The organism is Dysgonomonas sp. Marseille-P4677 (assembly GCF_016652235.1).
Taxonomy (GTDB): Bacteria; Bacteroidota; Bacteroidia; order Bacteroidales; family Dysgonomonadaceae; genus Dysgonomonas.
The window spans coordinates 1-9,134 of sequence record NZ_JAEPKU010000159.1 but is presented as its reverse complement, the minus strand read 5'-3'; the positions used below and the strand labels follow the sequence as shown (position 1 = coordinate 9,134).

At 38.1% G+C, this 9,134-nt stretch carries 5 protein-coding genes; all 5 read left to right on the top strand.

Going from position 1 to position 9,134, the window contains the following annotated elements; translation table 11 throughout:
- Window positions 1–137: 137 nt before the first annotated feature.
- On the top strand, window positions 138–3,431 hold the full coding sequence (locus JGH11_RS17805; protein ID WP_201114051.1) for a SusC/RagA family TonB-linked outer membrane protein: 3,294 nt from the start codon (window positions 138–140) through the stop codon (window positions 3,429–3,431).
- Window positions 3,432–3,444: 13 nt separating this feature from the next.
- Window positions 3,445–5,451: a RagB/SusD family nutrient uptake outer membrane protein gene (locus JGH11_RS17800; protein ID WP_201114050.1), complete on the top strand. Its 2,007-nt coding sequence runs from the start codon at window positions 3,445–3,447 to the stop codon at window positions 5,449–5,451.
- A gap of 217 nt (window positions 5,452–5,668) precedes the next feature.
- Window positions 5,669–7,573, top strand: a complete 1,905-nt coding sequence (locus JGH11_RS17795) for a family 16 glycosylhydrolase (protein WP_236264134.1) — start codon at window positions 5,669–5,671, stop codon at window positions 7,571–7,573.
- 33 nt (window positions 7,574–7,606) lie between these two features.
- Complete coding sequence (locus tag JGH11_RS17790; RefSeq protein ID WP_201114048.1) at window positions 7,607–8,899, top strand: BNR repeat-containing protein; 1,293 nt, start codon at window positions 7,607–7,609, stop codon at window positions 8,897–8,899.
- A gap of 38 nt (window positions 8,900–8,937) precedes the next feature.
- Window positions 8,938–9,134: hypothetical protein (locus tag JGH11_RS17785; RefSeq protein WP_201114047.1), on the top strand; the 197-nt coding region annotated here is incomplete at its 3' end.

The following is a 9,134-nucleotide window of genomic DNA, read 5'->3' as shown; positions in this document are numbered from 1 at the left end:
ATTTCGGATAGTAGTCCCTATCCGAAATAAGCATTCTTGATGTTTTTATCTAATACATTGAATTTCTGAAAACTTCTGTCGATAGTGAAGTCCTTATTGAAAAACGAATCTATTACTTATTAAATTAATTAATTACTATGAGAAAAAGTACTCATTTGAAAAGTAAAGAGAAACGGATGATTGACATTTCAAGATTTCTTCTCTTATTCTTTACCCTAATGTTTCTATCATTAGGTATAACTGCACAAAATAAGGCAGTACAAGGAACAATAACTGATGCCGAAACCGGGGAAGCCCTGATTGGAGTTTCGGTAGTAGTGAAAGGTACCACTGTCGGTACAGTTACAGACATTGATGGAAAGTTTACGTTGCAAGCAGCGCCAACCTCTACACTTGTTATATCATATATAGGGTATAATAAACAGGAAATAGCTGTCGGAAACCAATCTTTTATCGCAGTAAAGCTAACTGAAGATTCTAAATTACTTGATGAGGTCGTAGTTGTAGGATATGGGACTATGCGAAAGAAAGACCTGACAGGATCAATAATTCAAATTCGTCCAGATAAATTAGCTAACGAAAATCCAAAGACAGTTCAGGACATTCTTCGTGGAACGCCCGGTCTGTCTGTAGGATATAGTGCGGATGCAAAAGGTGGAGGTTCAATGCAGATTCGTGGTCAACGCTCGGTTAGTACAGGAGGAGGGCACAATGATCCGTTGATTATCCTCGACGGAATGATGTTTTATGGTGAATTATCGGAAATCAATCCCGACGATATAGGACAGATTGATATATTGAAAGATGCTTCAGCTGCTTCAGTTTATGGCGCAAGAGCAGCTAGCGGTGTTATTATCATTACTACAAAAAAAGGTCAATTAGGTAAACCTGTAGTAAATGTAAGTGCAAACTTCGGGGTTACTACCAAGAGCGATTACCGCAAAGTGTTTAGCCCTGATGAATATATGCAATATCGCGAAGACTGGTACAAGACTGGAACTTATGGTGTAAATACTGAAACAGGTAAATATGAAGCCTATCAGTCAGGGACTACTAAAGGAAAATATGGATATTATGATAATCCAAACAATTTATCCAAATATGGAGTTTCGCCTGAAACCTGGCGTGGATATACAACAAATACAGCCGGAGAATCTGATGCTAGTATATATGCCAGACGTTTAAATCTGAGTGATATTGTACTTCAAAATTATCTTGATGGTAATTCTTTCGACTGGTATGATCATACTTTCCGCACAGGGATCAATCAGGATTATAATGCCAGTGTATCTGGAGCTAGTGACCGGATGAACTATTATATGTCTCTTGGTTACCTTAAAAATGAAGGTGCGGTTGTAGGTAATGAATACCAATCTGTTCGAGCCAATCTGAAACTTTCGGGTACAGTAACCAAATGGCTTGAGATTAGTGCAAATGTGAACTTTCAGGATCGTAGCGATGGCGATATTCAGCCGGGGTTAGGTCATAATTATTGGGATGCGAATCAGGTTCGTCTTAGTCCGTATGCATCTTACCGTGACAGTGATGGAAACTTAGTGTATCGTCCTATGGGTGCCAGTCAGAATTATGGATGGAGTTATGATTACAACCGTCAGTATATGGAGCTAGAGAAAGGTTATCAGGTATTGAATAGTATTTTTACTGCTAAAGTGAAACTGCCTTTCAATATCACATACTCTTTCAATGGTGCACCACGTTATCAGTATTTCTATGACCGTTATTTCGAATCTTCTAAACATCCGGATTGGGTAAGTACGGGAGGATTGGTAAATCGTGAGCAAGCAAAACGCTTCGACTGGTCTATAAACAATACGATCAATTGGGACTACACTTTTGCACAAAAACATAAAGTAAATCTTACTTTGGTACAGGAAGCTGAAGAGCAAAGATTCTGGAAAGACAGGATAGAAGCACGCAATATTTTACCATCAGATGTATTGGGCTTCCATAATACAAAGGACGGTGATAAGACAAAAAGTTCTTATTCGTCAGAAGATACACATTATACGGCAGATGCTCTCTTGGCTCGCTTATTCTATTCGTATGATGATAAGTATATGATAACAACTTCGGTTCGTCGTGATGGATATTCGGCATTCGGACAGAATTATCCTCATGCCACTTTCCCCTCAGTAGCACTGGCTTGGACATTTGTTAATGAAGATTTCTTTAAATGGGAGCCAATGAGTTCCGGAAAATTGCGCGCTTCGTGGGGTAAAAATGGTAATCGTCAACTTGAAAATCCATATATATCAATAGCCAATCTTGTGACAGATAAAAAGCAAGGATATCTGGATGGTTCCGGTAATTTGGTTAACATGAATTATTTACGTATCGATCGTATGGCTAATCCAAATCTGCAATGGGAAAAGACAGAAGCATGGAATTTCGGATTGGATTATGGCTTTCTTAACGATCGCATTACTGGTAATCTGGAGTATTACACAATTACTACGCACGATATGATAATGACGCAACGTCTACCCGGGTTTACAGGTTTTTCAGGCATAGGTACCAATCTTGGTGAGGTGCAGAATAAAGGGGTGGAGTTTGCTATTAACACTCTTAATATGAAGAATGACAATTTTGAGTGGAGGACTACTCTGGGATTCTCTTATAATAAGAATCAAATCAAACATCTATATTATCAGTATGAGGATGTACTTGATGCTTCGGGAAAAGTTGTAGGAACAAAAGAAATGGACGATAAAACAAATGGTTGGTTTATCGGACAGGCTATCGGTACTATCTGGGACTATAAAGTAACGGGAATATGGCAAGTAGATGAAGTCGAAGAAGCAGCCAGATATGGGCAAAAACCAGGTGATCCTAAAGTGGAAAACTTTTATACAGCCGATGACAAGATAAATTCAGATGGTTCAGTTACTCCGGTGTACAATGATAATGACAAACAATTTTTAGGGAAAACATCTCCTCCTATTCATTGGTCGATTCGCAACGATTTTACTTTGTGGAAAAATCTCAGTTTGTCGTTCAGTATATATTCTTATATGGGACATAAATCACTTGAAACATATTATTTGAATCAGGACAATGCCGGTTCGTTAATAACAAATGGCTTGAATACATATTCTAAAGAATATTGGACTCTCGATAATCCCACTAATGAATATGGACGCTTAAATGCGCAAGGGCCTACAGGAGCAGTTACTGCGGGTAGACTTCATGATCGCTCGTTTATTCGTCTCGAGAATATATCAGTAGGTTATACATTGCCTGCAACATGGTTGCAAAAATTTGATGTGCAAAATATGAAAATATTTGGTTCTGTTCGTAATGTAGCTGTATGGAAAAAAGACTGGGAATATGGTGATCCTGAAACAGGGGCCAACAACAATGGAGGTTTGGCTTCCCGTATTTATTCGATTGGTTTAAATTTAACCTTCTAAACCGTAATTAAACATGAAAAAGATATATAAGAATATGAAAGAAAGATTATCAGCAATAGGGCTGGTAGCCGCAATGTGCAGTTCATTATTTTTAGGCGGTTGTTCCGATGATTTCCTGAAACCAGACCCATTGTCGTTTTACGAGCCGGGCATTACATTTACTACTGAATCGGGAATGCAGGCTGTGCTGGCTCAGGCAGACCGTCACCTTCGTTCTTATTGGACAAGCTACGAGAACAGAAATATATCTGTACCGATCGGCACAGAATATCTATTCTCCGAACTATCGGTAGCAAGTAAAACAGATGATTCTGCCTTGTTTAGCGATGTAGCAAAACAGATGACACCTACAAGTAGTGCCGGATACGACGCCGGTGACTGGAGAAGCTATTTTTGGGATGAGACCTATAATGGGATAAAATATGCCAATACTATAACGACTTTTATTAATAATGTAGGAGGTTTGGACGAAACTACTAAAAACGCTTATCTGGGAAGAGCGTACTTCCATCGTTCGTTCCGTTATCTTTCTTTGGTTTTCCAATTCGGCGATGTTCCATTGGTAACCACAATCCTTTCAGTACCTAAACAAAATTATCGTTCTACAAAAAAAGAAGCAATTCTGGATATGATAACTAAAGATATGGAATTCGCTGTAGAATGGGTACCGGAGCAAAAAGATATGAAATATGCGGGAATGATAAACAAGGGGGCTTGTCGTATGTTGCTTATTAAGTGTTATTTAGTAACTGGTCAGTTTCAGAAAGCTAAGGATCAGGCTGATATTCTGATTAATGATTCGGGATATTCGTTGATGCAAGACACTTTCGGCTCATTTGTAGATAGTTATTCTCCTCAAACATGGAAAGTGACTCGTAATGTAATATGGGATCTGCATCGCCCTGAAAATAAGCTTGCTTCTACCAATAAAGAAGTGATAATGGGAATGGTGAATCGTGGTGCAACAGCAGAGTCGATGATAGAATTCCTTACAATGCGTATTTTTGGACCTAGCTACACCAGTGGATCAGACTTGAAGACGCCTGACGGAAAACAAGCGGTGCAGAATTATGCTCGTAATAATGCAAACTACAATCCTAATTACGATTATATCAGGTCTATTGGGCGTGGTATTGCTACATGGCGTCTGACTTGGTTTGCTACCAATACAATGTGGAAAGTAAATGGAGTAGATGATAAAGGCGACTTGCGTCATAATAGTACTGTTGGTAACTGGGGCAGAATGGATTCAATTAAGTATAACGATCCGTCATCAGCGTGGTTTGGTAAAAATATTATGTTTAAACATCCGGAAACAGGTGATTTGTTATGTACCGATTCGCTTCGTGTTTGGTTCGACTGGCCTCAATACAAGATATATTTGAATGACGTGGTAGCAGAAGCTAATCGTGGTGCTAATCAGTTTAATGGGGCTACTAATGGAGGTATTGCCGACTGGTATCTCTATCGTTTGGCAGAAGCGTATCTACTCAGAGCAGAGGCTAAGTTCTATCTGGGAGATTCATCTGGAGCTGCATCTGATGTAAATGAAGTAAGAAAGAGAGCTAAGTGTACCGAGCTTTACACTACAGTTACCATCGGTGATATTATGGATGAACGCGCCCGCGAACTTTATTTAGAAGAATGGCGTAATGTAGAACTAAAGCGAGTTTCATACTGTCTTGCATTGAGTGGAAAACCTGATGAATGGGGAAATACATATGATGTAAATACTCTGTATAAAGAGTCTGGAACAGATGTAGCTAGTGGTGGAAGTTACTGGTATAAAAGGGTTACGCGTTATGGAATGTATAATCAGGGCCCAAGAAGTGTTCGTCCTAATACTTTTAATTATCAAATGGATAAATGTAATTTCTGTTGGCCTATTCCTAACTCTGCTATTACAGCTAACAATAAGGGTAAACTTAGCCAAAACTATGGCTATGATGGTTATGATCCTACTACTCCTAAATGGGAAAAATGGGAAGATGCCGTAAATGATGAATTTCTAACAGAATAATTAACATTGTTACTAAGATAGGGTAGGGAAAGTCTACAAGGATGAAAATAACACCAACTTATTAATTAAAATAAGTTTTATTAGACAATCAATCAGGAGGCTTCTAAATTAAGAGAAGTCTCCTGTTTTTACACTTTCTAATTATATAAATATGATTTTGAAAAGAATTTTATATTTTCTCTTATTTACAATTTTCCTATTCCAGGATCAAGGGAAGATGTATTCATCTAATACTCTTATAGGAAATGACTCCTTTTTACCCAGTCAGTATTGGCTCGATGATACCGGAAGTCACATTAATGCTCATGGAGGAGGTGTTCTATATCATAGTGGGAGATACTATTGGTTCGGAGAACATAAAGGAGAAAGGTCAAATGCCGCTCTTATAGGAGTAACATGTTATTCGTCGGAAGATTTATATAATTGGAAGAATGAGGGGATTGCACTTCCTGTTGTAGAAAATGATGAGGATAGCCCTATTGTAAAAGGTTGTACGATAGAACGTCCTAAAGTCATATATAATGAAAAAACGAAAAAGTTTGTAATGTACTTTCATCTCGAACTTAAAGGAAAAGGTTATGCTGCTGCGCATGTCGGCATTGCTACAAGCGATAATGTTATAGGACCGTATCAATTCTTAAAGTCGGGGCGTGTAAATCTGGGTGTTTGGCCGTTAAATATGTCTTCCGAGCAACAGACAGAGACGGCGAAGGTGATAGACTTTGAAAAATGGTGGACACCTGAATGGCGCAAAGCTGTAGATAACGGGTTGTTTGTTCGTCGCGATTTTTCAGAAGGACAAATGTCCAGAGATATGACACTGTACGTTGACGATGATGGTAAAGCATATCATATTTATTCTTCCGAAGAGAATTTGACTTTACAAATAGCTGAATTAACTGACGATTATTTAGGATATACAGGAAAATACATACGTGTAGAACCGGGTGGGCATAACGAGGCCCCGTCAATATTTAAGAAAGACGGGAAATATTTCATGATCACGTCGGGTTGTACGGGGTGGGCTCCCAATGCTGCACGTTTACTCACTGCCGATAATATATGGGGCCCATGGAGACTGCATGCTAATCCTTGTGTAGGAGAAGATGCGGATTTGACATTCCATTCACAAAGCACATACATACTACCTGTGGTAGGAAAAAAAGATGCGTTCATTTATATGGGTGACAGATGGACTCCTACTAAGCCAATAGATGGAAGATACATATGGTTACCTGTTTTATTTGAGAATGGTATGCCTAAACTTAAATGGATGGACAAGTGGAATCTGGAGATTTTCGACCAGATATTACCGGATAATACGTTCCCTAAAGAAATATCAGGATGGAATCTTATTTGGAATGATGAATTCAATTATAATGGACAACCTGACCCTAGAGTATGGACTCATGAAATAGGATTTGTACGAAACCAAGAATTACAATGGTATCAAGCAGATAATGCTGTGTGCCAAAACGGTGTGCTAAATATTTATGGGAAAAAAGAACGGGTAAAGAATCCTAATTTTGTAGCAGGTAGTGACAATTGGCAAAAGAACAGAGAATACGCCGAATATACTTCATCTTCTATACAAACTGCAGGAAATAAAGAATTTTTATATGGTCGTTTCGAAATAAGAGCAAAAATACCTACTGCTGGCGGAGCTTGGCCTGCTATCTGGACGTTGGGTAACTGTATGGAATGGCCTTCTAATGGAGAAATTGATATTATGGAATACTATCGTATCAACGAGATTCCTCATATATTGGCCAATGCTGCATGGGGTACAAATAAGAGGTATCATGCTAACTGGGATTCGTCTGTAACACCCTTTTCTCATTTCACGGATAAAGATCCTTTATGGACTTATAAATTCCATATTTGGAGAATGGATTGGGATGAGGATGCAATCCGTCTCTATCTTGACGATGAATTGTTAAATGAGATATTATTGTCTGATACTAAAAACGGATCGCTCGGAAATTATAAGAATCCTTTCATGCAACCTCATTTTATTTTGTTAAATTTGGCAATTGGAGGTGTCAATGGTGGTACTCCCGACAATAATGCCTTTCCTCTGATATATCAGATAGATTATGTCAGAGTATACCAGAAAAGATAATTGCCTGATATTCTATACCAGAAAATTAATGATATGAATTCTAAAATATACGCTGTTTTAATCACAGTCTTTATATCAATATCCATTCAAGCACAGAAACTAGTACCTGTAGCTAATGGCTGGTCTAATAATTCTGTTAATGTAACTGTTTTTCGTAAGAACTCTTTGGTTACTCATCGCGATACTCAGTTTATAGCTTATTACGATCCGGATGGATTTCTCACGTTAGGTAAGCGGAATATTGGAACAGAAAAATGGGAGATTAATAAAACTCAATATAAGGGGAATGTTTCCGATGCACATAATTCTATTAGTATAATGGCAGATGGAAACGGTTATTTACATGTTTCGTGGGATCATCATGGACACCCCTTGCGTTATGCAAAAAGTAAAACTCCATATTCATTAGAATTAACAGATAAATTATCAATGACGGGAAGTCATGAAACGAATGTCACTTATCCCGAGTTTTTTAAGATGCCTGATGGAAATCTTGTCTTCATGTATCGTGACGGACAATCGGGTAGGGGAAACCTTGTGTTGAACAGTTATAATGTTCAAACACAAGAATGGACGCAATTACACAAAAATCTGATCGATGGACAAGGGAAAAGGAATGCTTATTGGCAGGCTTGCGTCGATAATAAAAATGTAATACATCTATCGTGGGTATGGCGTGAAACTCCTGATGTCGCTACTAATCATGATCTCTGTTATGCTCGATCTGAGGATGGTGGTATGACATGGATAAGCTCGCAAGGAAAGAAATATACATTACCTATCACCTCCGAAAAATCAGAAATTGCGTGCCATATTCCACAAAATAGTGAATTGATAAATCAAACTTCCATGACGACAGACTCTAAAGGTAATCCGTATATTGCTACCTACTGGCGATCACAAGATACTGAAATACCACAGTATCATATTGTATATAACGATGGAAAAAAATGGAACAATCTGGATCTGGGTTTTAGGAAAATTCCTTTTTCTCTCAAAGGAGTCGGTACGAAACGTATACCTGTCTCACGACCTCAGGTCATGGCTCATATTAGAGGTAAGTCGATTAGTTTATATCTTCTATTCAGAGATGAAGAGCGATTGGAAAAGGTTTCTGTCGCTGTCTGTAAAAATATAAAAAAGAATAAATGGAAAATACAGGATTTAACTGATTTTCCTGTTGGCTCATGGGAACCAAGCTATGATACAGAGCTTTGGCGGGATAGAAATAAATTAAATGTTTTTGTACAAAAAGTAGAGCAAGTTGATGGAGAAGGTAAGGCAGATATAGAACCTCAGAAAGTATATGTTTTAGAAATAGATTGAAAGGAATATCAAAAAATTACAAATATATTGACAAGATTATGAAAAAACTAACATGGGTACTAATGATAGTAGCCTGTCTATTATCTACCTCTCTCTCGTCTCAGTTATCCTTTGGATATTCTGAGAAGATCACCGACAGCTGGAAATTTATACTCAACGATGAGAAGGAAGCTCAATCCATATCCTTTAACGACTCTAAATGGAAGGTATTGGACCTGCCGCACGACTGGAGTGT

Bases quoted from the DNA above. Each gene is read 5' to 3' on its own strand.
- JGH11_RS17805 (WP_201114051.1), top strand. From the start codon at position 138: ATGAGAAAAAGTACTCATTTGAAAAGTAAAGAGAAACGGATGATTGAC.
- JGH11_RS17800 (WP_201114050.1), top strand. From the start codon at position 3,445: ATGAAAAAGATATATAAGAATATGAAAGAAAGATTATCAGCAATAGGG.
- JGH11_RS17795 (WP_236264134.1), top strand. From the start codon at position 5,669: ATGTATTCATCTAATACTCTTATAGGAAATGACTCCTTTTTACCCAGT.
- JGH11_RS17790 (WP_201114048.1), top strand. From the start codon at position 7,607: ATGAATTCTAAAATATACGCTGTTTTAATCACAGTCTTTATATCAATA.